Raw genomic sequence first — 26,704 nt, 5'->3', positions numbered from 1 at the left:
GCAGGGGCTGCCCGTGGGGGCCGGTTGATGAGCTGGCAGAGCCGGCTGGTGTGCTGGTATCTGCGGCGCCGCTTTCTGCCCGCCACGCGCGAGCCGATCGATGTCGCTCGCGTGCGGGCGAATACCGCGAAGCGGGTGTGGTCGCCACAGCCGCCCACCGGTTTTCAGCTGCGTGAGCAATACGCCGCCAGCGACGCGCCTTTGCGCGGCGAGTGGCTCGTGCACGAGGCGGACGGGCGCCGTGAAGCGCGCACGATCCTCTATCTGCATGGCGGCGGTTACTACTTCTGCTCGCCGCAAACGCATCGCTCGATCACCTTCGGCCTCGCGCCGCGCGCCGAAGCCGACGTGTTCTCGCTCGACTATCGCCTCGCTCCCGAACACCCCTTTCCCGCCGCAATCGACGATGCGCTCGCCGCGTATCGCCAGTTGCTGGCGGCGGGACGCCCAGCGGCATCGATCGTGATTGCGGGGGATTCGGCGGGCGGCGGGCTCGCGCTCGCAACGCTCGTTGCGCTGCGCGATGCGGGCGATCCTTTGCCGGCCGGCGCGGTGCTCTATTCGCCGTGGACTGACCTGGCAACGACCGGCGCTTCATTTCGCGGCAACGACAGACGCGATCCGATGTTCTGCGGCGACGTGTTCGCGCGCGTCGCGCCGCTCTATCTTGGGGCAGCGAGCGCGACGCATCCGTATGCGTCGCCGGTCTATGCCGATCTGCGCGGCCTGCCGCCGCTCTTCCTGCTGGCGGGCAGCACGGAAACGCTGCTCGACGATACGCTGCGCGTAGCCGACCATGCGCGGGCCGCCGGCGTTGCAGTCGAATGCGAGGTCGCCCGCGGCCAGCCGCACGTTTGGCCCATCTATGCGCCGTTCGTGCCGGAGGCGCGCCGTGCGCTCGACGACACTGCGCGTTTCGTGCGCCGCGTCACGGGCACCGGCACGGCCGGCCCGCGCGGACCTCAGTCGAGCGAGACTTCGATCGCGTCGTAGGCGGCCTGCACGGCGGCTTCGCCGTAGCGCCGCTCGAGCCGCCGGATGGCGAAGTGGCCGTGGGCGACGTGCTGGAAGTGATCGATGAACACTGTGTTGACCATCGCGCCCAGCACGGCGCCGATCGCCGGAATCGACTTGGCGGCGACCTGCTCGCTGACCTGCACGGAGAAGCGCGTCGCGATGGTCTGCATGAGCTTGAGCAAAGCCGTCGAACCATGCGCGGCGAAGCCCTTCGTCGCCATCTCCGAGGACGCCTTCGACACCGCCTGCGCTAGCGCGCCGCGCACGACGAAATAGCCGAGGTCGGCTTCGTCGTCGGCCGCCGAGCGGCCTCCCATGCCGAATACCGTCAGGCATTGCAACTGCGTGTCGGGGTGGGCGAGATCCTCGCCCTCGCTGCGCGCGATGTCGCAGATCGAGCGGAACATCAGCGTGGTCGTCACGGGCAATTCCACCGGCAGCGCGAACAGACCGAACGCGCCGCCGGCCGCGCCGGTCGTGGCGACGGCGAACTTGTGCAGCAGGTTGCTGGGCCTCGCGGCCGGCGCGCCGGGTTCGCCGGCCAGGCCATTGCCCCCTTTGCCGAGCGTCTTGAGCGCGATCTGCAGGCACTTGCGCAGCGCGGCCTGAGTGGCTTCGTTGACCTTGTCGCCGGCGAGCGTCGGCAGCCGCGCGATCATCTTCTCGATCGGTGCGCCGACAATGGCCGCGAGCTTCATGCCGAGCGGCGGACTCTCGAGCTGGTGTTTCGCACGGCGCAGCGCTGCCAGATCGGCTTCGGACAGCGTTCCGGCGAGGCCAGCGAGGCTGGCGGCGGTGTCGGACTGTGGCCCCATAAATCTCCCGGCGAGAGTGGCGTTCGCCCAGTTTAGAGGATTGCGCCGTGCTATGATGGTCAATATTTGACGCGTCAACCGTTGCGGGATCAAAAAATGGCTGTTCATACCGCCGCCCACCACTCAAGCGGGCAGGTACTGCCGTTCCGGGAATCGCTGCTGGCAATGCTCGGCGTTTCCTTCGTGACCATGCTGGTCGCGCTCGATCAGACGGTCGTCGGCACCGCCTTGCCGACCATCGTGGCCGAATTGCGCGGATTCGAGCTTTACGCGTGGGTGGCCACGTCCTATCTGCTGACTTCGGTCATCACCGTCCCCATTTTTGGCCGGCTCGGCGATTATTACGGGCGCAAGCCGTTCGTGATCGCCTCCATCGTCGTCTTCACCGGCGCCTCCGTGCTCTGCGGCGCGGCCAACAGCATGCTGTTCCTCGTCCTCGCGCGCGGCCTGCAGGGCATCGGCGGCGGCATGCTGGTCGGCACCGCCTTTGCCTGCATTCCCGATCTCTTTCCCGATTCGGTCGTGAGGCTGCGCTGGCAGGTGCTCATGAGCTCCGCGTTCGGCATCGCCAACGCCGTTGGCCCGTCGCTCGGCGGGTTTCTCACGCAGTACTACGGCTGGCGTTCCGTCTTTTACGTGAATCTGCCGGTGGGGCTCCTTTCGCTCTTCTTCGTCTGGCGCTATCTGCCGCATTTGCGCCAGGTGGCGCACGAGGCGCGCATGCGGCTCGACTGGCCCGGCGCGCTCCTCATTGCGATTGCGCTCGGCAGCCTCCAGCTCTTCGTCGAAATGCTGCCGAAGCACGGCGTGGGGGTGTTCTCCGTGGCGCTCCTCGTCGTGGCCGTTGGGGCCGCTTGGGCGCTGTGGCGCTGGGAACTGCGCTGCCCGCAGGCCATTCTGCCCGTGGACATGTTCCGCAATCCGAGTCTCAATGCGCTCTTCACGCTGGCGGTGCTCGGCGGCTTCACGATGTTCTCGCTGCTTTTCTACGCGCCGCTGCTGTTCCAGGGCGGCTTCGGCATGTCGCCGAAGGAGGCGGGCGTCGTCATCACGCCGCTCGTCGTCTTCATCACGATCGGCAGCATCGCCAACGGGCGCATCGTTTCGCGCATCCGCAATCCGAATCTCATGCTCTACATCGGCTTCGCGATGATCGCGGCGGCCTGCTTCGCCGTGGTCGTCGCCACGCGCGGCACGCCGCGCTCGCTCCTGATGACGCTCATGATCGTCGGCGGTCTCGGGCTCGGTTTCGTGATGCCCAATCTCACCGTGTTCGCGCAGCAGACGGCGGGCCGCGAGCACCTGGGCATCGCCACGGCGCTGCTGCAGTCGCTGCGGATGATAGGCGGGATGATCGGCACGGCGCTGACCGGAACCCTCGTCACGCATCTCTATGCGAGCGGCGTGCGCAGCGCGCTCGACGCCGATCACGCCATGCACTGGCTGCCGCAGCTGGCCGACCCGCAGATCCTCATCAACCGCGACGCGCAGGCCACGCTGCTAGGCGACCTCGCGCACGCGGGGCACAACGGGGCGGCGCTGCTGGAGGCCGCCCGCGAGGCGCTGGTCGGCGCCATTCATCTGGGCATTGCCATGGCGGCGGCGATTGCGGTGGTGTCGATCTGGCAGACTCGCCGCGTGCCGCCCATCAAGCTGCACCGCAAGGTCGAGCCCGTTGTCCACGCGGACTGACACTGACACGGCCGGGCTCTCATTCGAAACACGACATGGATACACACGATCGCATTGCCATCGTCCAGCAGTTCGGACGGACTTATCGCACGTTCATGGCCGCGTTCGAGACCCAGGTGGGTCATCCGCTGCCGCGCTGGCGCATTCTGCTGGCGCTCTACGAACAGAACGGCGAGTCGTCGCAGAAGCGTCTGGTCGAGCGCCTGCGCGTGGATCCGGGCGCGCTCACGCGGCAATTGAAGGCGCTGGAGTCGCTGGGCTGGATCGAGCGCAGCGCCGACCCGCGCGACAACCGCATCACGAACGTCAAGCTTACCGAAGCGGGCCGCGCGGCCACGGAGGCAAGCCTGCCGCGCCGCAATGCATTCCTGAACCTGACGATGTCCCTGCCCGACGACGCGCTCGCCGCGCTCTCGGGCGCGCTGCGCATGATGGAAGCGCGCATCGGCGAGGCGTGCGCCGCACAGGCCGCAGCCGGGGAGAGCAGCGGCGCCTGAGCGCCCGTGCGCTCCCCTGAGTTTCCCTCGGCTCAGAAGAACGTCTCGATCACTTCCGTCACGCGATACGACGGATCGACCAGCAGCACCTGGCGCCATTTGTCGAACGTGAGGCACGGGTGCGAGATGTCGAAGGCGATCATGTCGCCCACCTCGATATCGGCGCCGGCCGGAATCTGCAGGTAGGCGTGCTGATCCATCATCTGGAACACTTCCCAGCCCTCGCTCGCCGCGATTTCGCGCGGCGGCGCCCCCTTTGCGCGATCGCGCGAAGGCCGGTAGTGGCGCGACGGCTCCGGAAAACCTGAATCGAATGCCGCGTCGCGCTTGCCGAAGCCGATGATCGCGCGCCCCGGCTCCGGAATCGACTGCACGTAGGCCCAGAGCTGCAACGCGGGCAGCAGTGCCTCGCCCATCTGGCGCGCCACCGGATTGCGCGTGAGGATCTGCGATTGCGCCTGCTTGTAGACGCCCACGTCGTGCGTTACGTAGCAGCCGGGCCGCAGCACGACGTCGATCACGCCGGCCTCCGACGCCGGCGCGAACTCCTCCGCGACCACGTCATACCAGGCCGACCCCGCGCCCGAGAGCAGCGCGGGCGTGCGCGCGAAGCGGCCTTGCGCGGCCAGCTCTTTCGTCACGTTGATGGCGTCGCGCAGGAACGTGCGCACCTCGCTCTCTTCCTTGAGGATGCCCTCGTAGATTTCGACGCCCGCGAGCTTGAGCGAATCGGGATAGCGCCCGATCGCCTCGACCACCGCGCGGCGCGTATCGGTGTCGCGCACGCCCGTGCGGCCGCGCGGCACGCCGAGCTCCAGCAGCACTTGCAGCGTGCGGCGCGCCGCGCGGAAGAATTCGCCCAGTTGCTCGGCGCCCTGCACCGAATCGACGAGGCAGAAGAATTCGAAATCGGGATCGGTCAGCAGCTCGGCGATCATCGTCATGTTGTGGCGGCCGACCAGCTGGTTCGCCATCAGCACGCGCGCAATGCCGCCGCGATAGGCGGCGCGCGTCTGGTGCGCCGTGGCGAGCGTGATGCCCCACGCGCCGGTCTCGATCTGGCGGCGAAAGAGCTGCGGCGCCATGGTCGTCTTGCCGTGCGGCGCGAGCTTCACGCCGTAGCGCGTGACGAAATCCTGCATCCACTTCAGGTTGTGCTCGACGCGGTCCGCATAGAGCACGGCGGCGGGCAGGCTCACGTCCTCGTCCAGCAGATTCCATTCGAGGCGCGCGGCGTCGACGAGCTGGATGCTCGTGCCCGGCACGTTGCCGAGACCCTTGCTGTTCGGATCGATCGTCGCGCCCTGATAGTTTGTAACTTTCATTTCCATTCGCTCCATTGCACTTCTGGCAGACGGTTTGGCATTGACCGCACGATGGTACACAAGTACCATCTCCGCGTGAATGTTATTTATTAACAGCGTCCGTTCGATGAATTCCGCTACCGAATCCGGCCGTTTCGATATCGTGACACGCATCGCAGGGCGTGTGCCCGAGTTGCGGCCGGCCGAACGCGAAGTCGCCGCGCTGATTCTCGACGATCTGGCGAGCGCCGCGCGTGCGAGCATCGGCGAGCTTGCGCAGCGCGCCGGCGTGAGCATCGCCTCGGTCACGCGCTTTGCCAAGGCCGTAGGCTGCGCGGACGTGCGCGAGCTGAAGCTGCGTCTCGCGCAGGCCGCGGCGGTGGGCGAGCGCTTCCTGCGCGGTGCGGCCGCGGGGTACGCGGGCGCGGCGGACGGTGCCGGCACGAAGGGCGCGGGGCGGCGCAGCAAGGGCGTAGCGTCCGAGTCGCTCGCCACGCGCGTCTACGACGAAATTCACGCGGCGCTCGCGCGCAATCACGAACTGCTGCGCGAGGCGCCGTTCGCCGAAGCGGCGGCCGCGCTGCGTGCCGCCCGCATGATCTACGTGTTCGGCATGGGCGGCGGTTCGACCGCGCTTGCCGACGAAATGCGCTTTCGCCTCGTGCGGCTCGGCCGTCCCGTCGCGTCGTATCAGGACAGTCTGCTGCAGCGCATGGTGGCGAGCACGATGTCGCCCGAGTGCGCGGTCGTCGCGCTCTCCGTGACGGGGCGCGTGCCCGAATTGATCGACAGTTGCCGCGTCGCGCGCGACTACGGCGCGAAGGTGATCGCGCTCACCGCGCCCGCTTCGCCGCTCGCCGCGCTCGCCGACTGCCTCGTGCCGATCGTCGCGAGCGAGACCGATTTCATCTACAAACCGTCGTCATCGCGTTACGCGATGATGATGGCGCTCGACGTGCTCGTGACCGAACTCGCGCTCGCGCAGCCCGAGGAAACCCGCGAGCTGCTGCGCCGCATGAAGCACACGCTCGACGCGCATCGCGGCGGCGGCGAGCGCCAGCCGCTCGGTGACTGACAAACAGGACGACAGAAGAGGGAGACCGCCATGCATTCGCACCCGGAAGCCGCCGACACGCTCATCGTCGGCGCCATGCTCTACGACGGCACCGGCGCGCCGCCCGTCGAACGCGACGTGGCGTTGCGCGAGGGCCGCATCGCGGCGATCGGCAATCTCTCGAACTGGCTGGCCGAAGAAGTGGTGGAGGCCAACGGGCGCGCGCTCGCGCCGGGCTTCATCGACGTCCATACCCACGACGACACCCACGTGATCCGCTCGCCGCAGATGCTGCCGAAGATCAGCCAGGGCGTGACGACGGTGATCGTCGGCAATTGCGGGATCAGCGCCTCGCCGGTGACGCTCAAAGGCGATCCGCCCGACCCGATGAATCTGCTTGGCGAGCGCGACGCGTTTCGCTACCCCACGTTCTCCGCGTATGTCGAAGCGGTCAACGCGGCGCGGCCGGCCGTGAACGTCGGTGCGCTGATCGGCCATACGGCGCTGCGCAACAACCACATGGACGACCTCAAGCGCGCCGCCACGGCGAGCGAGATCGCCGCCATGCGCGCGCAGCTCGAAGAGGCGCTCGCGCACGGCGCGCTGGGGCTTTCCACGGGGCTTGCCTACGGCTCGGCCTACGAGGCCTCCACCGAGGAAGTGGCCACGCTGGCCGAGCCGCTCGCCGCGGCGGGCGCGCTCTACACGACGCACATGCGCACGGAGTTCGACGCGATTCTCGACGCCATGAACGAGGCGTATCACATCGGCCGCCACGCGCGCGTGCCGGTGGTCATCTCGCACCTGAAGTGCGCGGGGCCTTCGAACTGGGGGCGCAGCGGCGAGGTGCTGGCGTCGCTCGAAGGCGCGCGCAAGTATCAGCCGGTGGGCTGCGACTGCTATCCGTACAGCCGCAGTTCGTCCACGCTCGACCTCAGGCAGGTGACGGGCGACATCGACATCACGATCACCTGGTCCACGCCGCACCCCGAGCAGGCCGGCAAGCTCGTCAAGGACATCGCGGCCGGGTGGGGCGTCTCGCAGCAGGAGGCCGCGAAGCGCCTGCAGCCCGCGGGCGCGGTGTATCACAACATGTCCGAGGACGACGTGCGCCGTATCCTCTCGCATCCGGCGACGATGGTGGGCTCGGACGGCCTGCCGAACGATCCGCTGCCGCATCCGCGGCTGTGGGGGGCGTTTCCGCGCGTGCTAGGACACTACGCGCGCGATGCGGCACTGATTCCGCTCGAAGAAGCGGTGCGCAAGATGACGGGCCTTTCGGCGCGCCGCTTCGGGCTGGACAAGCGCGGCGAAGTCCGCGTGGGCTGGCACGGCGACCTCGTGCTGTTCGATCCGGCAACGGTGCGCGATACGGCGACGTTCGAAGAGCCGCAGCAGGTGGCGCAAGGCATCGACGCGGTGTGGGTGAACGGCGTGCTGTCGTATTGCGACGGCACGCCGACCGGAACGCGGGCAGGCCATTTCGTTGCGCGGGGCGCGCGCCAGACAGGCGACACGCACGCGGCGCAAGCCGAACCCGCGGCATTCTGAGTCACGAATTTCGACCCCGGTGCGGCGCTTGCGCGGCGCGCCGAACGATCTACAAGGAGCAAACGATGAAACGAATTGGAGCGGAAGGCGGCAAGGGCCAGGGCGGCCAGCATTTGCCGTTCGCGCGCGCGGTGGAAGCCGACGGCTGGCTGTACGTATCCGGCCAGACGCCGATGGAAGGCGGCGAGGTGATCAACGGCGGCATCGTCGAGCAATCGCGCAAGGCCATCCAGAATCTGTTCGCTATCCTGAAGGAAGCGGGCTACGGCGCGGAGCACGTGGTGCGTTGCGGCGTCTGGCTCGACGACGCGCGCGACTTCCAGTCGTTCAACAAGGTGTTTCGCGAGTATTTCGGCGAGCATCCGCCGGCGCGTGCGTGCGTGCAGTCGAGCATGGTGGTGGACTGCAAGGTCGAGATCGACTGCGTGGCGTACAAGGCGCCGGCCGGCAAGTGACCGGTGGGCCCCGCGCAGGGGCTCGCAAGACGGCATGCCTGAAAGGCGGCCCTCGGACAACGAGGGCCGTTTTTTTTCGCCGTATCGGCACGCAAGGTCAACTCCCAATATATGAGCAGTACATTCACATATTGGAGATCAGGAAAAAACAGACCTACAATCCAGACCAACCGGCAGGCAGCGCCGCAAAACAACGGCGCCGCCCGGAACCCAGACCAGAATGAGCTGGCCGCGAGCGGCAAGCCACACAAGATTCGGAGACATCGTCATGATCGTGCAAGCGTTGGGCGCTATGCCGCTCACGTCCTACCGGGGCGCCTCCCCGCGCCGCTGCCTCCCGTCTCTCGGCAGCCGCGGCGCCTGAAGCCGCGTCGCACCGTTCCGGATCCGCTTCCACCGCTCATTCGTTGCCCTGCCATGAACAAAGCGATGTCCTCCAGCCTTGCCGCGCGTCTGCCCGACGACGCGCACGAAGCCGACAGCAAGCCCGCCGCCAGGAAGATCCGCGCCGGCTCCGACGAGATCGGCCTGCCCGCCACGCTGCTCGACGGCGCCTCGCAGGCCGGCACGCAGACGCTGCTGCGCGGTCTCGCCATCCTCGAAGCCGCCGCGGCCGGCGTGCGCGACCTGCGCTCGTTCGGCGCGGTGCTGGGCACGACGCGCAGCACGACGCATCGTCTCGTGTCCAGCCTCGTGCAGGCGCGCTATCTGCGCCAGGTGCAGGGCGGCTATCTGCTCGGTCCGAAGCTGATCGAACTGGGCACCATCGCGCTCGAACAGATGCCGCTCACGGCGGTCGCGCGCACGCATCTGGAGTCGCTCGCCGGCGAGACGCTCGACACGATTCACCTTGGCGTGCGTGACGGCGACGACGTGCTCTACATCGATAAGATTCCCGGCCAGCGCGGCCTCGAAATGCGCTCGCGCGTGGGCCACCGCATGCCGCTCGCCTCGACGGGCATTGGCAAGGCGATGATGCTCGACCTCGAGCCCACGTCGTGGCGCTCGCTGTTCGACGCTTCGCGCCAGGCGCTCGCCGGCGTGAGCTTCCGGCCCGACCACAGCCTCGATCCGGATACCTTCCTGAGGCGCATGACGAGCTATGCGGCAGGCGGCTATACGTTCGATCTCGAGGAGAACGAAATTTCCATCCGCTGCGTTGCGGCGCCGGTGCGCGACGCGTCGGGCGCGATCGTGGCCGCGCTTTCGGTGGCGAGCACGATTCCGTACATGCCGCTCGAACGCATGGACGAACTGATTCCCGTCGTGCAGCGCGAGGCCCGTGCGATTTCGCAGGAACTCGGCTGGCGCGCGCCGCAGCCTGCCGCGCGCAGGATCCGCCGATGAAGGCGCGCGAAAAAGATGCAACGGGAGGCGTAATGGGGGATGCAACGGTGGAGCAGGGCGCGCAGGAAACCGGCGTCGCCGCGCGCGCGGCGTTGATCGGGCTCGATTGGGGCACGACCTCGCTGCGCGCCTATCTGTTCGACGCCAACGGCGAAGTGCTCGCAACCCGCGTTTCGACGGCCGGAATCATGAATCTGCCGGTGCCGGCGGAAGAGGGCGGGTTCGACGAAGCATTCGACGAAGCCTGCGGCGTATGGCTCGCGGAGGCGCCCGCGCTGCCGGTGATCGCGGCCGGCATGGTGGGCAGCGCGCAGGGCTGGGTGCAGGCGCCCTACGTCGAGACACCGGCCAGCGTCGATGCGCTCGTGGCGGGTGTCGTCAGCGTCCGCACGGCGCGCGGCGCTTTGCTGACCGTCGTGCCGGGCGTGCTGGAGCAAGGCGCGTTGCCGAACGTCATGCGCGGCGAGGAAACCCAGGTTTTCGGCGCCTTGTCCGATCCGGCGGAAACCGATGCGCGGCAGACCGCGCTGATCGGGCTGCCCGGCACGCACGCCAAGTGGGTCGTGGTGGAGGGAGGCCGCATTGCGCGCTTTTACACCTTCATGACCGGCGAGGTCTACGCGGCGCTCACGGCACACACGATACTCGGCCGCACGATGAAGCGGCCCGTGGAGCCGGACACGTCGGCGTTCCTGCGCGGCATTACCGTGGCGCGCGAGCACGGCTGCGCCGGGCTGCTCGCGACGGCGTTCAGCTCGCGCACGCTCGGCCTCACGGGGCAGCTTTCGGCCGACGAACAACCCGACTACCTCTCGGGCGTCGTGATCGGTCATGAACTGCTGGGACTCGAAACCTCGCTGGCGCGGCGCGACGTGCCGCTTGCGGCCTGCGCGCCGCAGCTGATCGGCGCCGATGCGTTGTGCGAACGATATAAGCTCGCGCTCGAACAGTTCGGCTGCACGCGCGCGCGTCTCGTGCTGCAGGCGACCGAGCGCGGACTGTGGCACGTTGCCGTGAAGGCCGGCCTGATCGCGCAGTCGGCACAGCCCGCGCGGCGTTGAACCTGACCTGCGTGTTATGAGTCCAGACGGCGAACCTTGGAACACGATATGGAATCCGAACTGAATCTGCCTGCTCCCTATACGCCTCATGCCGGTTTCGTGACCGCATTCGGCGCGTGCCGGATGGTCGCGATCGTGCGCGGCATTACGCCCGCCGAAGCCGCCGACCACGGCCGCGCGCTCTACGAGGCCGGCTTCCGGCTGATCGAAGTGCCGCTGAATTCGCCCAAGCCGCTCGACAGCATCGCGGCCCTGCGCGCGGCGCTTCCCGCAGACACGATGATCGGCGCCGGCACGGTGCTTACCACCGAGCGCGTGCGAGACGTGAAGGCTGCGGGCGGCGAGCTGATCGTGATGCCGCACGCCGACGTCGACGTCGTGCTCGCGGCAAAGTTGCAGGGCATGGCGTGCGTGCCCGGTGTCGCGACGCCGACCGAGGCGTTCGCCGCGCTGAAGCACGGCGCGGACGCGCTGAAGATGTTCCCGGCCGAGCAGCTTGGGCCGGCCGTGACGAAGGCGTGGCGCGCGGTGATTCCGCTCGTCGTGCCGCTGCTGCCGGTGGGCGGCGTGAAGCCGGACAACATGGGGCCGCAGCTCGCGGCGGGCGCGAGCGGCTTCGGGCTCGGTTCGGCGCTGTACAAGCCGGGCCAGGACGCGGCCACGACGCGCGCGAACGCGCAGGCCTTCGTGGCGGGCTGGCAGGCGACGCAGGAAGCGGCCGCTCGCGCGGGCCGCGGAGCGGCGGCGTGAACCGGCTGGCTGGCAAGGTCGCGCTCGTGACCGGCGCCGGGCGCGGTATCGGCGCCGCGATCGCGCGGGCGTTCGCGGCCGAAGGCGCGGCCGTCGTGCTCGCGGAGCTCGACGGCGAAACCGCGCAAGCCACGGCGCGCGAGATCGCCGCGCAACATGGCACCGCGAAAGTGCTGGCGGTGCAGACCGACGTCACGCAAGCCGCGTCGGTGCGCGCGGCGGTGGACGCAGCCGCGCGCGCATTCGGTCCCGTGGACGTGCTGGTGAACAACGCAGGCATCAACGTATTCGCCGACCCGCTCGCCATGACCGATGACGACTGGCGGCGCTGCTTCGCGGTGGATCTGGACGGCGTGTGGAACGGCTGCCGCGCCGTGCTGCCGGGCATGGTCGAGCGCGGCGCCGGCAGCATCGTGAACATCGCGTCGACGCACGCGTTCCAGATCATCCCGGGCTGTTTTCCGTACCCGGTGGCGAAACATGGCGTGCTGGGCCTCACGCGCGCGCTCGGCATCGAATACGCGCCGAAGAACGTGCGCGTGAATGCGATCGCGCCGGGCTACGTCGAAACGCAGCTCACACGCGACTGGTGGGACTCGCAAGCCGATCCGGAAGCTGCGCGCGAAGCCACGCTGGCGCTGCCGCCGATGAAGCGCATCGGCCGCCCCGAGGAAGTGGCCATGACGGCGGTGTTCCTCGCTTCGGACGAGGCGCCGTTCATCAACGCGACCTGCATCACGATCGACGGCGGGCGCACCGCGCTCTATCACGATTGAAGCGAGAGATTGACGCGCGGGCTTCGAGGCATAGACAGGAATACGCAAGAATTCTCAGGAATCCGCCGACGCGCTGGCCGCGCGCCGCGGCGGGGAGAAGAACAAGCGGCCGACCCTTCCCGTGAACGAAGAAGACAGGAGACTGACAACATGCAACGACGCATCTTTCTGACGCTGATGGCTGCCGCGGTTGCTGCAAGCGCGACACTGGCAGAGGCGCCGGTCGCGAAGGCTGCAGACGAGGTAAAGATCGGCTTTCTCGTGAAGCAGCCCGAAGAGCCGTGGTTCCAGGACGAGTGGAAGTTCGCCGAGATGGCCGCCAAGAAGGATGGCTTCACGCTCGTGAAGATCGGCGCGCCGTCGGGCGAGAAGGTGATGAGCGCGATCGACAACCTGGCTGCGCAGAAGGCCCAGGGCTTCATCATCTGCACGCCTGACGTCAAGCTCGGACCGGGCATCGTGGCCAAGGCGAAGGCCGACAACCTCAAGATGATGACCGTGGACGACCGTCTTGTCGACGGTTCGGGCAAGCCGATCGAGTCGGTGCCGCACATGGGCATCTCCGCGTACAACATCGGCAAGCAGGTGGGCGAGGGCATTGCCGCCGAGATCAAGAAGCGCGGCTGGGACATGAAGGACGTGGGCGCGATCGACGTGACCTACGAGCAATTGCCGACCGCGCATGACCGCACGAGCGGCGCGACCGACGCGCTCGTGGCCGCGGGCTTCCCGAAGGCGAACATCATCGCCGCGCCGCAGGCCAAGACCGATACGGAAAACGCCTTCAACGCCGCCAACATCGCGCTCACGAAGAACCCGCAGTTCAAGCACTGGGTGGCCTACGGCCTGAACGACGAAGCCGTGCTGGGCGCCGTGCGCGCAGCGGAAGGCCGCGGCTTCAAGGCCGACAACATGATCGGCATCGGCATCGGCGGATCGGACTCGGCGTTGAACGAGTTCAAGAAGCCCGCGCCGACCGGCTTCTACGGCACCGTGATCATCAGCCCGAAGCGCCACGGCGAGGAAACCTCGGAACTGATGTACGCGTGGATCACGCAAGGCAAGGAACCGCCGCTGCTCACGCTGACGACCGGGATGCTGGCCACGCGCGACAACGTGAACCAGGTGCGCGAGCAGATGGGTCTCGCCGCGAAGTAAGCGCGTGAACCGCGCTTGAGTTGAGCGTTTCCCGCCGCCCGCCGCCGGCGCGCACCGCATGACCCCATGCGGGCGCGCCGGCTGTGAAGCGGCGTATCGAATGAGAGGAAACCGAAGTGTCAGCGACACTGCGTTTTGACAATATCGGCAAGGTGTTCCCGGGCGTGCGCGCGCTGGACGGCGTTTCGTTCGACGTGCATTCGGGCCAGGTGCACGGCCTCATGGGCGAGAACGGCGCGGGCAAGTCCACGCTGCTCAAGATCCTGGGCGGCGAGTATCAGCCGGACTCGGGCCGCATTCTCGTGGACGGCAACGAAGTGCGCTTTCCGGACGCTGCGGCGTCGATTGGCGCGGGTATCGCCGTGATCCACCAGGAACTGCAGTACGTGCCGGATCTGACCGTCGCCGAAAATCTGCTGCTGGGCGCGCTGCCGAATGCGCTGGGCTGGGTCAAGCGCGGCGAGGCGCGCAAGTTCGTGCGCGAGCGCTTGACGGCGATGGGCGTCGATCTCGATCCCGCCGCGAAGCTGCGCAAGCTCTCCATCGCGCAGCGCCAGATGGTGGAGATTTGCAAGGCACTCCTGCGCAACGCGCGCGTGATCGCACTCGACGAGCCCACGAGCTCGCTCTCGCACCGCGAGACCGAAGTGCTGTTCAAGCTCGTGCGCGAGCTGCGCGCCGATAACCGCGCGCTGATCTATATCTCGCACCGCATGGACGAGATCTACGAGCTGTGCGATGCCTGCACGATCTTCCGCGACGGCCGCAAGGTGGCCTCGCACGAAACGCTCGACGGCGTGAAGCGCGAGACGATCGTGGCCGAGATGGTGGGGCGCGAGATCAGCGACATCTACAACTACACGCCGCGCGAACTCGGCGACGTGCGCTTCGCGGTGCGCGGCGTGGAAGGTCATCCGCTTGCCGGGCCGGCGAGCTTCGAGGTGAAGGCGGGCGAGATCGTCGGCTTCTTCGGGCTCGTCGGCGCGGGGCGCAGCGAGCTCATGCAGCTCGTGTACGGCACGCACAAGCGCCGCGCCGGCGAGATCGTGCTGGACGGCAAGAGCATCAAGGTGAAGAGCGCCGGCGACGCGATCCGTCACGGCATCGTGCTGTGCCCCGAGGACCGCAAGGAGCAGGGCATCGTCGCGATGGCGTCGGTCTCCGAGAACATCAACATCAGCTGCCGCCGGCACTTCCTGCGCGCGGGCGTGTTTCTCGACCGCAAGAAGGAAGCCGAAACGGCCGACCGCTTCATCAAGCTCCTGAAGATCAAGACGCCGCATCGCCGCCAGAAGATCCGCTTTCTTTCGGGCGGCAACCAGCAGAAAGCCATCTTGTCGCGCTGGCTCGCGGAGCCGGAGCTGAAGGTCGTGATACTCGACGAGCCGACGCGCGGCATCGACGTCGGCGCGAAGCACGAAATCTACAACGTGATCTACCAGCTCGCGGCGCGCGGCTGCGCGATCGTGATGGTGTCATCGGAATTGCCCGAGGTGCTCGGCGTGTCGGACCGCATCGTCGTGATGCGCGAAGGCCGTATTTCGGGTGAGTTGCCGCGCAGCGCGGCGAGCGAACACGCGGTGCTGGACCTTGCGCTGCCGAAGCGCGAGCAGGCGTTGGCCGCATGAGTGGACGGGGAGGAGTGACTGAAATGCAAGCAAGAGAAAACCTGGCGGCCGAATCTGCGCAAACCACTGCGAAGACGGTTGCCGAAGCGCTGATACCGCAAGCCAGCGACAAGCAGAAGTGGTGGCAGCAGATCACGGAGTACAGCCTGATCGTGATCTTCGTGGTCATGTTCGTCGTGATGTCGCTGACCGTCGACCATTTCTTCTCGATCGAGAACATGCTGGGCCTTGCCCTCTCGGTCTCGCAGATCGGCATGGTGGCCTGCACGATGATGTTCTGTCTCGCCTCGCGCGACTTCGACCTTTCCGTGGGCTCGACGGTCGCGTTCGCGGGCGTGCTCTGCGCGATGGTGCTCAACGCGACGAACAACACGTTCATTGCGATGGCTGCGGCCGTGGCCGCGGGCGCCGCCATCGGCTTCGTCAACGGCGCGGTGATCGCTTACCTGCGGATCAACGCGCTGATCACCACGCTCGCCACGATGGAGATCGTGCGCGGCCTCGGCTTCATCGTCTCGCACGGGCAGGCCGTGGGCGTGTCGTCGGATACGTTCATCGCGCTCGGCAACCTGACGTTCTTCGGCGTTTCGCTGCCGATCTGGGTCACGCTCATCTGCTTCATCATGTTCGGCGTGATGCTCAATCACACGGTGTACGGCCGCAACACGCTCGCCATCGGCGGCAATCCCGAGGCCTCGCGCCTCGCGGGTATCAACGTCGAGCGCACGCGGGTCTGGATCTTCCTGATCCAGGGCGCGGTCACGGCGCTCGCCGGCGTGATCCTCGCTTCGCGCATCACCTCGGGCCAGCCGAACGCGGCCGAAGGCTTCGAGCTGAACGTGATTTCGGCTTGCGTGCTGGGCGGCGTCTCGCTGCTGGGCGGCCGCGCGACGATTTCGGGCGTGGTGATCGGCGTGCTGATCATGGGCACGGTCGAGAACGTGATGAACCTGCTCAACATCGACGCGTTCTATCAGTACCTCGTGCGCGGCGCGATCCTGCTGGCGGCCGTGCTGCTCGACCAGTTGAAGAACCGCGGCGCACGCGACTAACCACTAAGGAAGCCGAACCATGACGTCCCCCGCCAATGCCGTCGCACGCCACGCGCACGAACCGTATGCGCGCTACCCGAGCCTCGTCGACCGCGTCGTCCTCGTGACGGGCGGCGCGACCGGCATCGGCGCCTCGTTCGTCGAGCACTTCGCCGCGCAGGGCGCGCGCGTGGGCTTCTTCGACATCGACACGAGCGCGGGCGTGGCGCTCGCGGACTCGCTGGGCGACTCCCGCCACAAGCCGCTCTTCGTGACCTGCGACCTCACCGACATCGATGCGCTGCGTGCCGCCATCGCCGACGTGAAGGCGGCGCACGGCCCGATCCAGGTACTCCTGAACAATGCGGCGAACGATCGCCGTCACGCGCTCGCGGACGTTACGCCGCAATCGTTCGAAGAAGGCATCGCGGTGAACGTGCGGCACCAGCTCTTTGCCGCGCAGGCCGTTGCGGAGGACATGAAGGCCGCACACGCCGGCTCCATCATCAACATGGGATCGATCAGCTGGATGCTCAAGCAAGCCGACTTTCCGGTCTACACGATGTGCAAGTCGGCGGTGCAGGGCCTCACGCGCGGCCTCGCGAAGGATCTCGGGCGCTTCGGCATTCGCGTGAACACGCTCGTGCCGGGCTGGGTCATGACCGAGAAGCAGCGGCGCCTGTGGCTCACCGACGAAGGCCGCGAGTCGATCAAGCGCGGCCAGTGCATCGACGCCGAGCTGCTGCCCGAGGACCTCGCGCGCATGGCGCTCTTCCTCGCCGCCGACGACAGCCGCATGATCACGGCGCAGGATATTGTCGTGGACGGAGGCTGGGCATGAGCGCGGAAGGAGCGGCTACGGCCGAACTGGTCGTGCCGGCCCGGAACACCCTGGGCGAAGGGGCGACGTGGTGCGCGCGCAGCGGCCGCCTGTACTGGACCGATATCGAAGGCGCGCGCCTGTCGCGCTACGACCCGCGCGACGGTTCGCACGTGACATGGGAGATGCCCGAGCGGCTCGCGTGCTTTGCGCTTTGCGAGGACGAGGGCGTGCTGCTGCTTGGGCTGGCGTCGCGGCTCGCGTTCTTCGATCTCGCGACGGGGGCCATCGAAACGATCACGGAAGTCGAGCCCGGCGTGCCCACGCGCCTGAACGACGGACGCTGCGACCGCCAGGGCCGTTTCGTGTTCGGCACGAAGCACGAGGGCGAGCCGCTGCAGGCAATTGGCGGCTTCTACCGCCTCGATGCCGATCTGACGCTCGAGCGCCTGCCGTTGCCCGCGCCCGCGATCTCCAACAGCATTGCGTTCAGCCCGGACGGCGGGACGATGTACTACTGCGATTCGCCCACGCGCGAGATTCGCGCGTGCGACTACGGCGCGGACGGAACGATTGCAAACGACCGGGCGTTCACCACGCTCGCGGACGCGACCGGCGTACCCGACGGCTCGACCGTGGATGCCGAAGGCGGCCTCTGGAACGCGCAATGGGGCGGCGCGCGCGTGGTTCGTTACGGTGTCAATGGTTTGGAAACCGGGCGCGTAAAGATTCCCACAGCACAGCCTAGCTGCGTTACGCTCGGCGGTGCGCTGCTGGACACGCTGTACGTGACGAGCGCGCGGGCCGAAATGGACGAGGCCGCGCTCGCGGGCGACCCGGCTGCCGGCGGGGTGTTCGCGGCGAAGACCGGCCGCACGGGCCTGGCGGAACCGCTGTTTCGGGGCCGCCGCCGCGTTTGACGACATCCCCGCCATTGAATGCGGTACGTACTACAAACGAACGAACATTCGTTGTTCTCCGGCAACAGATGCAGTCGATCGGAAGTGTGCTGTTGGACTTGCCAGGATGACCCGAGGTAGAAGGGCGAATACAAGAAGCGGCCGCCGGTTTTCTCGCGTTGCGCGGCATCGGCAGGTTTGCGGTGAGCCGCCTCACGCGAATGTGGGGCGGCAATCAACATGCCTCTCCAGGAGCCACACATGAGCGTCGTCAATCCCGCCGTGCGTCGACCCACCCGTTCCAGCGCCGCTCGCGGCGCGACAGCCTCTCCCCTGCCTTCGCCGAGCTCCCCCGCCGCCGCGCGCCGCGCGCGGCTCGAAGCCGCCACGCATCCCGTTATGCCCGGCCCGAGCACGTCGGCGGTCGCGATCGGCGCGGCGGGCGTGAGCGATGTGGCCTGCGTGACGCTCGCGAACGCGTATCTCCGGCTCGATGTCGCCCCGCAGCTGGGCGGCGGGATCACGCGCTTCGACTGGCGCAGCGAAGGCGCGCTCGAACCGGTGTTTCGCCGCTGCGAGCACGTGAGCGCGCGCATGGATCCGAACGAGCTCGCGTGCTACCCGTTGCTGCCGTATTCGAACCGGATAGGCGAAGGCCGCTTTCACTTCGGCGGCCGCAATGTCGAAGTGCCGCGCAATCGCGCCGGCGAACCGATGCCGATTCACGGTGACGGCTGGCTCGCGCCATGGAGTATCGAAAGCGCCGAGCGCGAGCGCGTGCGGCTCGTGCTCGACCGCAGCGGGGGCGAGCCCTACGCCTATCGCGCGGCGCTGACCTACGCGCTCGAGGGCGCGACGCTCGCCATCATGCTCGAAGTGGAGAACACCGGCCGCGACGCATTGCCCTTCGGGCTCGGCGTGCATCCTTTCCTCGCGCGCGACGCCAGAACCGAGCTTTCCGCGCCGGCAAGCGGCGTGTGGCTTTCGGGCGAGGACTGGCTGCCGGTGCGCCACGTGCCCGCGCCGCCCGCCTGGCAGTTCGGCGTGGCGTATCCGCTGCCCGAGCAGCTTGTGAATCACGCGTTCAGCGGCTGGAGCGGGCGCGCCGCGGTGGTGTGGGAGCGCCGGCGGCTGTCTTTGTCGATTTACGCCAACACCGACTATTACGTGCTCTATACGCCGCCGGGCAAGGACTTCTTTTGCTTCGAGCCCGTCGATCATCCGATCAATGCGGTGAATCTGAGGGGCGGCGGCGATGCGAACGGCATGACCGTGCTCGCGCGGGGCGAGCGCCTCGTGCGTCGCTTCGCCTTCACGGTGGAGCGCCTCGACATGCGCGCGGCGGCGGGGCCGCACCGCCTCGGCGCGCGAGGCAGGGCGGGGGCGCGGGAAAGCAAGGCGGCGCGCGCCGGTTAAAATACGCGCCGTTTTCCTTTCTATCGCACAGGCGCTCGCCGCGAGCCTTTCATCATGACTTCCTTCACCCAGACCCTGAGCGCTGCCTGGCAGCGCACCGGCTCGCTGCTTTGCGTGGGCCTCGACCCCGAGCCTTCGAAGTTCCCGGCGGCGCTGGCCGGCCGCAGCGACGCGATTTTCGAGTTTTGCCGCGACATCGTCGATGCGACGGCTGCGTACGCATGCTCGTTCAAGCCGCAGATCGCCTACTTTGCCGCGCATCGGGCCGAAGACCAGCTCGAGGCGTTGATCGCGCACGTCCACGCAAAGCATCCGGGCCTGCCCGTGATTCTCGACGCCAAGCGTGGCGACATCGGCAGCACCGCCGAGCAGTACGCGCGCGAAGCCTTCGAGCGCTTCAAGGCCGACGCGGTGACGGTCAACCCCTATATGGGTTTCGACTCCATCGAGCCGTGGCTCGCCCACCCGGGCAAGGGCGTGATCGTGCTGTGCCGCACCTCGAATCCGGGCGGCTCCGACCTGCAGTTCCTCGCCGTGGACGGCAAGCCGCTGTACCAGGTCGTGGCCTCGCTGGCGGCGCAGAAGTGGAATGCGAGCGGCGAGCTTGGCCTCGTGGTGGGCGCGACGTTCCCGAAGGAGATCGAAGCGGTGCGCGAGATCGTGGGCGAGATGCCGCTCTTGATTCCCGGCATCGGCGCCCAGGGCGGCGACGTCGAGTCGACCGTGAAGGCCGGCCGCACGGCGAACGGCACGGGCATGCTGATCAATTCCTCGCGCGCGATCATCTACGCGAGCAAGGGCGAAGACTACGCGCAGGCGGCCGCAACGGCTGCCAAAGAGACGCGCGATCGCATCAACGCGTTCCGCTAACGCGCGCGGCGGCCGATCAGGCTTTCTTTGCCACGGCCGCGGGCTTCCCGAGCAACTCGATGATCGCCCGATGCAAGGGGAACTTCGCGGTCAGGGCATCGACGTCGGCAATCTCGAACTCGCTGAATTCGAAACCCGGCGCGACCGTGCAGCCGACGAGCGCCCAGGTGGACGGATCGCAGCAGCGCGCCGCGAACCAGTGGCCCGCGGGCACCATGGCCTGGAATACCGTGCCGGGATGATCGAGCGCGTGGCCCAGCTTGCGCGTGGAGAGCACGCCGCGCTCGTCGATCGAATGGATTTCGACGGGCGAGCCCGCGTAAAAATGCCAGAGCTCGTCGGAGCGGATGCGGTGCCACGCCGAATAGGCGCCGTCCGCAAGCAGGAAGTAGATGGCCGTGGACGCGGCGCGCGTGCCGTCGCTCGCCGGCGCATGTTCGCGCCGCACGAGCTTGTCCGACCGGTAGGTTTCGCTGTAGTAACCGCCTTCGGGATGCGGTTCGAGCCCGAAGTGGCGGATCAGTTCGTCGACTGCGGTGTTCGCGCTGGCCATGGCGGTGCCTCTCCTGTGCGTGTGCGCCGGCCGCCCAGTATGCCGCGTCCGCGCTTACCGTTCCTGTTCGTCGATCAGTGCGAGGAGCCCGCGCAGCGCGTGCGCTGCCGCCTGCACGCGAATCTGCTCGCGGTCGCCCTTGAAGACGAGCGTTTCGACGCTCGTGTGCAGGCGATTGCTCCAGCCGAACGACACCATGCCGACCGGCTTGTCGGGCGTGCCGCCGCCCGGTCCGGCCACGCCGGTGACCGAGAGCGAAACCTGTGCCCGGCTGTTGGAGAGCGCCCCTTCGGCCATCGCGCGCGCGACGGGCTCGCTGACGGCGCCATGCTTTTCGATCATCTCGGCGGGCACGCCGATCATTTCGCTCTTCGCCTGGTTCGAATAGGTGACGAAGCCGCGCTCGAACCAGCCGCTGCTGCCCGAGATGTCGGTGATCGCCGTGGCGATCATGCCGCCCGTGCACGATTCGGCGGTGGCGAGCATGATGCGGCTCTCGCGCAGCTTGTTGCCGACGCGGATGGCGAGTTGGTGGAGGACGGAATCGGTAGGCATTCTCGGGTAACCCGGTGAGCGTGAGGGGCGGGCGCGGCGGATCAGACCGACATGCGCCACAGCGCGATTACGAGCAGCGTGAAGAAGGCGGCGACGAGGTCGTCGAGCATGATGCCGAAGCCGCCCTTGAAGCGGCGCTCGACATAGCGGATCGGCGGCGGCTTGACCATGTCGAAGAAGCGGAACACGACGAACGCCAGCAGCTTGCCCTTGAAGTCGGCGGGCGTGACCATCAGCAGCACGAGCCAGAACGCGACGATCTCGTCCCAGACGATGGCGGACGGATCCTCGGCGCGCAGCTTTTTCGCGGTGAAGTCCGTGATGACGATGCCGGCGAAGTAGCCCACGAGGATCAGCAAACCCCAGTCGAGCACCGTGAGGTAGCGGTTCAGCACCTCGAACGACGCCCATGCAAAGAGCGTCCCGGCCGTGCCCGGCGCGATGCGTGAGAGCCCCGAGCCGAAGCCGAGCGAGAGGAGGTGGAGCGGGTGCGTCAGCATGAACGGCGCGTCGGCGCGGCGCGGACCCGCGGGGCGGGCCACGGGCGGCGCTGCGGCGGCCGGATGTCCGGCTGCGGACAGGTCGTCGGCGGGCGACGGCGTGGGGTCAGTCGGCATGGAAGTGGTCGAAGCCTTGCAGCGTCAGGTTGAGCGGCGCGCCGGAGCCGTCGTGCCACGCGAGGGTCGGCGCCGCGCGGGTCACATCGGCCGGGTCAAGGGAAGTTATTGTACCGATGCGCGTCACGCGCACGCCGGCCTGTTGCGCCGCTGCCTCGACGGCCCCGCGCACCGCGGGCGGCGCCGTGAAACAGAGCTCGTAGTCGTCGCCGCCCGCCAGCGTGCACTGGCGCTGCGTGGCAAGCGGCAGGCGCGCGAGCGCCGCCGAGCGCGGCAGCGCGTCGACGTCGATGCGCGCGCCGACCTTCGAGCGTTCGAGGATATGCAGCAGGTCGCCGGCGAGGCCGTCCGAGACATCGAGCGCCGCGCGCGCCACGCCGCGCAGCGCGAGCCCGAGCGCGATGCGCGGCTCGGGGTATTCCAGCGCGCGGCGCAACACGGCGGCATCGCCGGCGCTCACCTGGGCCATGCCGGGTTCGCCGCGCAGCACGCCCAGCCCCGCGCGCGCGTCGCCGGGCGTGCCGGAAACCCAGATGTCGTCGTCCGGTCGCGCGGCGTCGCGACGAAGTGCGACATCCTGACGCACGGAGCCGAACACCGTAATGCAGAGATTGAGCGGCCCCGCTGTCGTATCGCCGCCCATCAGCTCGCAATCGTAGCGGTCGGCCAGCTCGAAGAGTCCCGCGCTGAAGGCGGCAAGCCAGTCTTCGCGCGGCTTCGGCAAGGAAAACGCAAGGGTGAAGCCGAGCGGCGCGGCGCCCATCGCGGCGAGGTCCGAGAGGTTCACGGCGAGCGCCTTGTGGCCGAGCGCGTGCGGATCGACGTCGGGCAGGAAGTGGCGGCCTTCCACGAGCATGTCCGTCGAAATGGCCAGCATTTCGCCGGCGGGCGGCGCGATCAGCGCACAGTCGTCGCCGATGCCGAGCGCCGCGCGGCGCGTGTTCGCGCGGGCGCGCTTCGCGAAATACCGGTCGATCAGGGAGAACTCGGAAAGCATGTCGAAAGGGCGATGAGAAAACGATATGAAAGGACTCTGAAGCAGGCGTTCAAGCAGGCGTGGAGACACCCGCAAAAAGCGCGCTTTTCGCGCCATTTCAGTCGCGGCACCTACGCCCGAACTGAAAGGAATCGTCCCCGGAATTGGCGCTACAATGCGTTCGAGTAGCCATTCTAATCTCCCCCTCAGCCTCCCCCTCCCATGTCGAATCCCGCCACGAACAAACTCCGCGAAGCCGCCCTCGACTATCACGAATTCCCCACCCCCGGGAAGATCGCCATCGCGCCGACCAAGCAGATGATCAACCAGCGCGATCTGTCGCTGGCGTATTCGCCGGGCGTGGCGTTCGCGTGCGAGGCGATCGTCGAGAATCCGCTCAATGCCGCGCGCTTCACGGCGCGCAGCAATCTGGTGGGCGTCGTGTCGAACGGCACCGCGGTGCTGGGGCTTGGCAACATCGGGCCGCTTGCCTCCAAGCCGGTCATGGAAGGCAAGGCCGTGCTCTTCAAGAAGTTCGCCGGCATCGACGTGTTCGACATCGAGCTCAACGAGTCCGACCCGCACAAGCTCGTGGACGTGATCGCCGCGCTCGAACCCACCTTCGGCGGCATCAACCTCGAAGACATCAAGGCGCCGGATTGCTTCATCGTGGAGCGCGAGTGCCGCAAGCGCATGAAGATTCCCGTCTTTCACGACGACCAGCACGGCACGGCCATCGTCGTGGCGGCGGCGGTCACGAACGGCCTGAAGGTGGTCGGCAAGGACATCAAGGAAGTGAAGCTCGTGGCCTCGGGCGCGGGCGCCGCGGCGCTGGCGTGCCTCGACCTGCTCGTGGACCTGGGCCTGCCGCTGGAAAACATCATCGTCACGGATCTGGCGGGCGTGGTCTACAAGGGCCGCACGGAACTGATGGACCCGGACAAGGAGCGTTTCGCGCGCGAGACGAACGCGCGCACGCTTGCCGAAGTGATGGAAGGCGCCGACATTTTCCTCGGCCTTTCCGCGGGCGGCGTGCTCAAGCCCGAGATGGTCAAGCAGATGGGCGCGAAGCCGCTGATTCTCGCGCTCGCGAACCCCACGCCGGAAATCCTGCCCGAGCTCGCGCTCGGCGTGCGCCCGGACGCGGTGCTCGCCACGGGCCGCACCGATTACCCGAACCAGGTGAACAACGTGCTGTGCTTCCCGTTCATCTTCCGCGGCGCGCTCGACGTGGGCGCGACCACGGTCACGCGCGAGATGGAAATCGCAGCGGTGAACGCGATCGCGGAACTGGCGCGTCAGGAGCAGAGCGACGTGGTCGCGACGGCCTACGGCATCCAGGATCTGCAGTTCGGTCCCGAGTACCTGATCCCGAAGCCTTTCGATCCGCGCCTGATCGTCAAGATCGCGCCGGCCGTGGCAAAAGCGGCCATGGATTCGGGCGTCGCGACGCGGCCGATCGAAGACATGGACGCCTACCAGCAGCACCTGCAGCAATTCGTCTACCACAGCGGCACGACGATGAAGCCGATCTTCCAGCTCGCGCGTGCTGCCGCGCCGGAGAACAAGCGCATCGTGCTCGCCGAAGGCGAAGAGGAGCGCATCCTGCGCGCGGTGCAGATCATCGTCGACGAAAAGCTTGCGAAGCCGATCCTGATCGGCCGCCCGGCGGTGATCGAACAGCGCATCGCGCGCTGCGGCCTGCGTCTTGTCGCGGGGCAGGACTACACGGTCGTCAATACCGATCACGACGAGCGCTACCGCGAGTTCTGGCAGGCCTATGCGAAGCTCATGGCGCGCAAGGGCATCACGCAGCAGATGGCGAAGCTCGAAATGCGCCGCCGCACCACCTTGATCGGCGCGATGCTCGTGGAGAAGGGCGAGGCCGACGGCATGATCTGCGGCACGGTCAGCACGACGCACCGCCATCTGCACTTCATCGACCAGGTGATCGGCAAGAAGGAAGGCTGCAACGTGTACGGGGCGATGAACGGCCTCGTGCTGCCCAACCGCCAGATTTTCATCGTCGATACGCACGTGAACGTCGACCCGACGCCCGAGCAGCTCGCCGAAATCACGATCATGGCCGCCGAGGAAGTGCGCCGTTTCGGCATCGAGCCGAAAATCGCGCTGTGCTCGCACTCGAACTTCGGTTCGAGCAACGCGGCTTCCGCGCAGAAGATGCGCGACCTGCTCGAGATCCTCAAGGACCGCGCGCCCGACCTGCATGTGGACGGCGAGATGCACGGCGACGTCGCGCTCGACGCGAACCTGCGCAAGGAAATCCTGCCCGAGTCGACGCTCGAGGGCGACGCGAACCTGCTCATCATGCCGAACATCGACGCGGCGAACATTTCGTACAACCTGCTCAAGACGGCGGCGGGCAACAACATCGCGATCGGCCCGATCCTGCTGGGTGCGGCGAAGCCCGTGCATGTGCTGACGGCTTCGGCCACGGTGCGCCGCATCGTCAACATGGCGGCGCTGCTCGTTGCGGACGTGAACGCGGCGCGTTGATTTGCCGCATGGGGGCGCGGGTGTCGACTTCCGTCGATCGCGACCCCTGCGCGGCCCCCGCAGCGTGCCGAACCGGTCTATCCGGTCTTCGTTTGACAAACGTTCGCAATTGTAAAATTTACCAGTCCGGCACTTGTGTCCCGTCAATGAGCGGGTATGGTGGCCTGGCGAACGTTGCTTCCAGGGGGCTTTAGCGATACCCTTACACCTTTCATGGTCGTCGAACGCAGGAACCAACGAGCGGGAACCGGATAGATGGCGCGCATGGGGCTGCGTAAAAAGGTGGCTCGGACGGTACGCAACGTAGTGGCTGAGTCCACTGGCCTAAGTCATTGTTTTGGCAGTATTCGCAGGGTGGCGGCAGTCACGGCTCTTGCGGCACTGGCAACGGTTGCTTCCGCGGGTTTCGAGCAAGCCCAGGCGCGAAGCACGCCGTCAGCGCAGCCGGATTACGCCGCTGCCGGCATCGGAACGGTCGCCACGGCACAATTGCCGCCCGAAGCGGTCAATACGCTTGGCCTCATTGCGGCGGGCGGACCCTATCCGTACGAGAAGGACGGCGTCGTGTTCGGCAACTACGAGCGAATGTTGCCGTCCCATCGGCGCGGCTATTACCACGAATACACGGTGCCGACGCCCCACGCGCGCAATCGCGGCGCGAGGCGCATCGTTTGTGGCGGCCCGCTGCGGCGGACCGATAACTGCTATTACTCCGACGACCACTACGCCAGTTTTAAGCGAATTGTTGAATGACACCGGGAAGAGCGGCATGAGCGATAACGTCTACGCGCACGACCCGCGGGTCGCGAGCGATCTGTTCGCGTCCGGGGAGGGCAACCTGTTCCAGCGCGTCATGCAGATGCAGCATGACGGGCAACGCGAAACCGCGACCAGCGAAAGCAGTACGCTTGCACCTGCGCATTCATCCGATGAGGAAGGCATGAGCCTGTTCTCGACCGTGCGGCCGAATATCGTCCAGTCGATTCGCGCATTCCGCGTGCAGGATCTCCACGACGAAGCGCAACGTCTGCAGCAGCATTTCCTCTATGCATACTGCGCGACCGCACAGAGCAAGCAACAGGTGCTCGAAACCATTGCCACATCGTTTCTGTTTCCGAAGCATTTTGGCAAGAACTACGACGGGCTGTACGACTGCCTCACCGATCTGGTGCAGAAGGCCGGCGAGCAGCCGGGCTTCGTCGTCGTGCTCGACGGGCTGCCGATCGCCCAGAAGTTCGACAAGGACGGTCGCGAAACGCTGCTCGACGTGTTCCGCGAAGCCTCCGAATACTGGGCCGAGCGCAAGGTGCCGTTCCGCGTCTTTTATTCGTTCGCCTGACGCCTG

The 26,704-nt window shown here is 67.3% G+C and carries 25 protein-coding genes and 1 pseudogene; 20 read left to right on the top strand and 6 right to left on the bottom strand.

Annotated elements, in window-relative coordinates; translation table 11 throughout:
- The first annotated feature begins 27 nt into the window (after nt 1-27).
- On the top strand, nt 28-993 hold the full coding sequence (locus tag BAC01S_RS17210; protein WP_027795895.1) for an alpha/beta hydrolase: 966 nt from the start codon (nt 28-30) through the stop codon (nt 991-993).
- On the opposite strand, the gene BAC01S_RS17205 is transcribed toward BAC01S_RS17210, so the two are convergent.
- Nucleotides 963-1,832 carry an EcsC family protein gene (locus tag BAC01S_RS17205; RefSeq protein ID WP_027795894.1) on the bottom strand — a complete coding sequence of 290 codons (870 nt, stop codon included), beginning with the start codon at nt 1,830-1,832 and terminating at the stop codon, nt 963-965. The two genes, BAC01S_RS17210 and BAC01S_RS17205, sit on opposite strands and share 31 nt — an antisense overlap.
- Before the next feature lie 96 nt (nt 1,833-1,928).
- Here BAC01S_RS17205 and BAC01S_RS17200 point away from each other — a divergent pair, with 96 nt between their 5' ends.
- Both BAC01S_RS17200 and BAC01S_RS17195 read left to right on the top strand, forming a co-directional pair.
- Nucleotides 1,929-3,524, top strand: a complete 1,596-nt coding sequence (locus BAC01S_RS17200) for an MDR family MFS transporter (protein WP_027795893.1) — start codon at nt 1,929-1,931, stop codon at nt 3,522-3,524.
- 35 nt (nt 3,525-3,559) lie between these two features.
- Nucleotides 3,560-4,021 carry a MarR family winged helix-turn-helix transcriptional regulator gene (locus BAC01S_RS17195; RefSeq protein WP_027795892.1) on the top strand — a complete coding sequence of 154 codons (462 nt, stop codon included), beginning with the start codon at nt 3,560-3,562 and terminating at the stop codon, nt 4,019-4,021.
- Nucleotides 4,022-4,053: 32 nt separating this feature from the next.
- Here the strand turns inward: BAC01S_RS17195 and BAC01S_RS17190 are convergent, their stop codons facing one another.
- Nucleotides 4,054-5,346 carry an amino acid deaminase gene (locus tag BAC01S_RS17190; protein WP_027795891.1) on the bottom strand — a complete coding sequence of 431 codons (1,293 nt, stop codon included), beginning with the start codon at nt 5,344-5,346 and terminating at the stop codon, nt 4,054-4,056.
- Between the two features lie 106 nt (nt 5,347-5,452).
- Between BAC01S_RS17190 and BAC01S_RS17185 the strand changes: the two genes are divergently transcribed.
- From BAC01S_RS17185 to pyrF, 14 genes are all read left to right on the top strand, one after another.
- Nucleotides 5,453-6,400: a MurR/RpiR family transcriptional regulator gene (locus BAC01S_RS17185; protein WP_027795890.1), complete on the top strand. Its 948-nt coding sequence runs from the start codon at nt 5,453-5,455 to the stop codon at nt 6,398-6,400.
- A 30-nt stretch (nt 6,401-6,430) separates the two neighbouring features.
- Nucleotides 6,431-7,930, top strand: a complete 1,500-nt coding sequence (locus BAC01S_RS17180) for an N-acyl-D-amino-acid deacylase family protein (RefSeq protein WP_027795889.1) — start codon at nt 6,431-6,433, stop codon at nt 7,928-7,930.
- Between the two features lie 65 nt (nt 7,931-7,995).
- On the top strand, nt 7,996-8,385 hold the full coding sequence (locus BAC01S_RS17175) for a RidA family protein (protein ID WP_027795888.1): 390 nt from the start codon (nt 7,996-7,998) through the stop codon (nt 8,383-8,385).
- A 417-nt stretch (nt 8,386-8,802) separates the two neighbouring features.
- Entirely contained in the window at nt 8,803-9,732 is a 930-nt protein-coding gene (locus BAC01S_RS17170) for an IclR family transcriptional regulator (protein WP_027795887.1), read from the top strand.
- Between the two features lie 32 nt (nt 9,733-9,764).
- Entirely contained in the window at nt 9,765-10,793 is a 1,029-nt protein-coding gene (locus BAC01S_RS31600) for a 2-dehydro-3-deoxygalactonokinase (RefSeq protein ID WP_043202626.1), read from the top strand.
- A gap of 48 nt (nt 10,794-10,841) precedes the next feature.
- Nucleotides 10,842-11,543: a 2-dehydro-3-deoxy-6-phosphogalactonate aldolase gene (locus BAC01S_RS17160; RefSeq protein ID WP_027795886.1), complete on the top strand. Its 702-nt coding sequence runs from the start codon at nt 10,842-10,844 to the stop codon at nt 11,541-11,543.
- Nucleotides 11,540-12,319 (top strand): SDR family oxidoreductase, encoded by a 780-nt coding sequence (locus BAC01S_RS17155; protein WP_027795885.1) that lies wholly within the window; start codon nt 11,540-11,542, stop codon nt 12,317-12,319. The genes BAC01S_RS17160 and BAC01S_RS17155 overlap by 4 nt, the downstream gene beginning before the upstream one ends.
- A gap of 150 nt (nt 12,320-12,469) precedes the next feature.
- Nucleotides 12,470-13,477, top strand: a complete 1,008-nt coding sequence (locus tag BAC01S_RS17150; RefSeq protein WP_027795884.1) for an arabinose ABC transporter substrate-binding protein — start codon at nt 12,470-12,472, stop codon at nt 13,475-13,477.
- A 116-nt stretch (nt 13,478-13,593) separates the two neighbouring features.
- Nucleotides 13,594-15,105 carry an L-arabinose ABC transporter ATP-binding protein AraG gene (araG, locus tag BAC01S_RS17145; RefSeq protein ID WP_027795883.1) on the top strand — a complete coding sequence of 504 codons (1,512 nt, stop codon included), beginning with the start codon at nt 13,594-13,596 and terminating at the stop codon, nt 15,103-15,105.
- Between the two features lie 23 nt (nt 15,106-15,128).
- Nucleotides 15,129-16,157, top strand: coding sequence for an L-arabinose ABC transporter permease AraH (gene araH, locus BAC01S_RS17140; protein ID WP_027795882.1), 1,029 nt, complete (start codon nt 15,129-15,131; stop codon nt 16,155-16,157).
- Between the two features lie 19 nt (nt 16,158-16,176).
- Entirely contained in the window at nt 16,177-16,977 is an 801-nt protein-coding gene (locus tag BAC01S_RS17135; RefSeq protein WP_027795881.1) for an SDR family NAD(P)-dependent oxidoreductase, read from the top strand.
- A complete protein-coding gene (locus BAC01S_RS17130; protein WP_027795880.1) occupies nt 16,974-17,876 on the top strand; it encodes an SMP-30/gluconolactonase/LRE family protein in 903 nt (300 codons plus the stop codon). Before BAC01S_RS17135 ends, BAC01S_RS17130 begins: the two co-directional genes overlap by 4 nt.
- Before the next feature lie 240 nt (nt 17,877-18,116).
- Nucleotides 18,117-19,271 (top strand): aldose 1-epimerase, encoded by a 1,155-nt coding sequence (locus BAC01S_RS31595; RefSeq protein WP_043202579.1) that lies wholly within the window; start codon nt 18,117-18,119, stop codon nt 19,269-19,271.
- Between the two features lie 54 nt (nt 19,272-19,325).
- Entirely contained in the window at nt 19,326-20,141 is an 816-nt protein-coding gene (gene pyrF, locus BAC01S_RS17120; protein WP_027795879.1) for an orotidine-5'-phosphate decarboxylase, read from the top strand.
- Nucleotides 20,142-20,157: 16 nt separating this feature from the next.
- Here pyrF and BAC01S_RS17115 read toward each other — a convergent pair whose 3' ends face one another.
- From BAC01S_RS17115 to thiL, 4 genes are read right to left on the bottom strand one after another with little or no spacing between them, the layout of a single operon-like run.
- Nucleotides 20,158-20,694, bottom strand: coding sequence for a cupin domain-containing protein (locus tag BAC01S_RS17115; protein ID WP_027795878.1), 537 nt, complete (start codon nt 20,692-20,694; stop codon nt 20,158-20,160).
- 54 nt (nt 20,695-20,748) lie between these two features.
- A complete protein-coding gene (locus BAC01S_RS17110; RefSeq protein WP_027795877.1) occupies nt 20,749-21,249 on the bottom strand; it encodes a CinA family protein in 501 nt (166 codons plus the stop codon).
- A gap of 41 nt (nt 21,250-21,290) precedes the next feature.
- On the bottom strand, nt 21,291-21,866 hold the full coding sequence (locus BAC01S_RS31590; protein ID WP_027795876.1) for a phosphatidylglycerophosphatase A family protein: 576 nt from the start codon (nt 21,864-21,866) through the stop codon (nt 21,291-21,293).
- A complete protein-coding gene (thiL, locus tag BAC01S_RS17100) occupies nt 21,856-22,863 on the bottom strand; it encodes a thiamine-phosphate kinase (RefSeq protein ID WP_027795875.1) in 1,008 nt (335 codons plus the stop codon). Before thiL ends, BAC01S_RS31590 begins: the two co-directional genes overlap by 11 nt.
- Nucleotides 22,864-23,064: 201 nt before the next feature.
- On the opposite strand from thiL, the gene BAC01S_RS17095 reads away from it, so the two are divergent.
- The 3 genes and pseudogenes from BAC01S_RS17095 (at nt 23,065) to BAC01S_RS17085 (ending at nt 26,698) form a co-directional block, all read left to right on the top strand.
- Nucleotides 23,065-25,359 (top strand): NADP-dependent malic enzyme, encoded by a 2,295-nt coding sequence (locus tag BAC01S_RS17095; RefSeq protein ID WP_027795874.1) that lies wholly within the window; start codon nt 23,065-23,067, stop codon nt 25,357-25,359.
- A gap of 444 nt (nt 25,360-25,803) precedes the next feature.
- Nucleotides 25,804-26,112, top strand: a pseudogene (locus BAC01S_RS35870) (ribonuclease); the annotation flags it as partial.
- A gap of 16 nt (nt 26,113-26,128) precedes the next feature.
- A complete protein-coding gene (locus BAC01S_RS17085) occupies nt 26,129-26,698 on the top strand; it encodes a barstar family protein (RefSeq protein WP_027795872.1) in 570 nt (189 codons plus the stop codon).
- Nucleotides 26,699-26,704 lie beyond the last annotated feature (6 nt).

The sequence above is a fragment of the Paraburkholderia acidipaludis NBRC 101816 genome, assembly GCF_000684975.1.
Lineage (GTDB): Bacteria > Pseudomonadota > Gammaproteobacteria > Burkholderiales > Burkholderiaceae > Paraburkholderia > Paraburkholderia acidipaludis.
Note: the sequence above shows the minus strand (reverse complement) of the source record. Positions and strands in the feature narration are given on the sequence as shown.

What these genes read in the sequence shown, in the direction of transcription:
- BAC01S_RS17210 (WP_027795895.1), top strand. Translation starts at nt 28, where the DNA reads ATGAGCTGGCAGAGCCGGCTGGTGTGCTGGTATCTGCGGCGCCGCTTT.
- BAC01S_RS17205 (WP_027795894.1), bottom strand. Translation starts at nt 1,832, where the DNA reads ATGGGGCCACAGTCCGACACCGCCGCCAGCCTCGCTGGCCTCGCCGGA.
- BAC01S_RS17200 (WP_027795893.1), top strand. Translation starts at nt 1,929, where the DNA reads ATGGCTGTTCATACCGCCGCCCACCACTCAAGCGGGCAGGTACTGCCG.
- BAC01S_RS17195 (WP_027795892.1), top strand. Translation starts at nt 3,560, where the DNA reads ATGGATACACACGATCGCATTGCCATCGTCCAGCAGTTCGGACGGACT.
- BAC01S_RS17190 (WP_027795891.1), bottom strand. Translation starts at nt 5,346, where the DNA reads ATGAAAGTTACAAACTATCAGGGCGCGACGATCGATCCGAACAGCAAG.
- BAC01S_RS17185 (WP_027795890.1), top strand. Translation starts at nt 5,453, where the DNA reads ATGAATTCCGCTACCGAATCCGGCCGTTTCGATATCGTGACACGCATC.
- BAC01S_RS17180 (WP_027795889.1), top strand. Translation starts at nt 6,431, where the DNA reads ATGCATTCGCACCCGGAAGCCGCCGACACGCTCATCGTCGGCGCCATG.
- BAC01S_RS17175 (WP_027795888.1), top strand. Translation starts at nt 7,996, where the DNA reads ATGAAACGAATTGGAGCGGAAGGCGGCAAGGGCCAGGGCGGCCAGCAT.
- BAC01S_RS17170 (WP_027795887.1), top strand. Translation starts at nt 8,803, where the DNA reads ATGAACAAAGCGATGTCCTCCAGCCTTGCCGCGCGTCTGCCCGACGAC.
- BAC01S_RS31600 (WP_043202626.1), top strand. Translation starts at nt 9,765, where the DNA reads ATGGGGGATGCAACGGTGGAGCAGGGCGCGCAGGAAACCGGCGTCGCC.
- BAC01S_RS17160 (WP_027795886.1), top strand. Translation starts at nt 10,842, where the DNA reads ATGGAATCCGAACTGAATCTGCCTGCTCCCTATACGCCTCATGCCGGT.
- BAC01S_RS17150 (WP_027795884.1), top strand. Translation starts at nt 12,470, where the DNA reads ATGCAACGACGCATCTTTCTGACGCTGATGGCTGCCGCGGTTGCTGCA.
- araH (WP_027795882.1), top strand. Translation starts at nt 15,129, where the DNA reads ATGCAAGCAAGAGAAAACCTGGCGGCCGAATCTGCGCAAACCACTGCG.
- BAC01S_RS17135 (WP_027795881.1), top strand. Translation starts at nt 16,177, where the DNA reads ATGACGTCCCCCGCCAATGCCGTCGCACGCCACGCGCACGAACCGTAT.
- BAC01S_RS17130 (WP_027795880.1), top strand. Translation starts at nt 16,974, where the DNA reads ATGAGCGCGGAAGGAGCGGCTACGGCCGAACTGGTCGTGCCGGCCCGG.
- BAC01S_RS31595 (WP_043202579.1), top strand. Translation starts at nt 18,117, where the DNA reads ATGAGCGTCGTCAATCCCGCCGTGCGTCGACCCACCCGTTCCAGCGCC.
- pyrF (WP_027795879.1), top strand. Translation starts at nt 19,326, where the DNA reads ATGACTTCCTTCACCCAGACCCTGAGCGCTGCCTGGCAGCGCACCGGC.
- BAC01S_RS17115 (WP_027795878.1), bottom strand. Translation starts at nt 20,694, where the DNA reads ATGGCCAGCGCGAACACCGCAGTCGACGAACTGATCCGCCACTTCGGG.
- BAC01S_RS17110 (WP_027795877.1), bottom strand. Translation starts at nt 21,249, where the DNA reads ATGCCTACCGATTCCGTCCTCCACCAACTCGCCATCCGCGTCGGCAAC.
- BAC01S_RS31590 (WP_027795876.1), bottom strand. Translation starts at nt 21,866, where the DNA reads ATGCCGACTGACCCCACGCCGTCGCCCGCCGACGACCTGTCCGCAGCC.
- thiL (WP_027795875.1), bottom strand. Translation starts at nt 22,863, where the DNA reads ATGCTTTCCGAGTTCTCCCTGATCGACCGGTATTTCGCGAAGCGCGCC.
- BAC01S_RS17095 (WP_027795874.1), top strand. Translation starts at nt 23,065, where the DNA reads ATGTCGAATCCCGCCACGAACAAACTCCGCGAAGCCGCCCTCGACTAT.
- BAC01S_RS17085 (WP_027795872.1), top strand. Translation starts at nt 26,129, where the DNA reads ATGAGCGATAACGTCTACGCGCACGACCCGCGGGTCGCGAGCGATCTG.